The following is a 246-nucleotide window of genomic DNA, read 5'->3' on the forward strand; positions in this document are numbered from 1 at the left end:
GGGTAACGATGACGCAGAGCACGCACCAGCGGGATCGCGGCCAGGGTTTCACCCACAGAGACCGAGTGCAGCACAATGCCGTCGGGCTTAACTTTGCCGACACAATAGCCATAGCGTTCTGCCCAGCGTTTGCGATAGGCAGGCGCTTTACGACCGCGCAGCCACAGGCGCAGCCAAATCAGTGGCTGAATTAAGTAGAGCAATGCGGTGTAAAAGGTCGTCATAGTTACCGTTACAGCAAATTCG

General features: G+C 56.1%; 1 protein-coding gene. It reads right to left on the reverse strand.

What is annotated here, in order from left to right:
- On the reverse strand, window positions 1-224 hold a 224-nt coding region (locus SB765_RS32580), incomplete at its 3' end, for a glycosyltransferase N-terminal domain-containing protein (protein ID WP_410932886.1).
- Window positions 225-246 lie beyond the last annotated feature (22 nt).

Origin of the sequence: Pseudomonas sp. SIMBA_067, assembly GCF_046534675.1 — a bacterium.
GTDB lineage: Bacteria > Pseudomonadota > Gammaproteobacteria > Pseudomonadales > Pseudomonadaceae > Aquipseudomonas > Aquipseudomonas putida.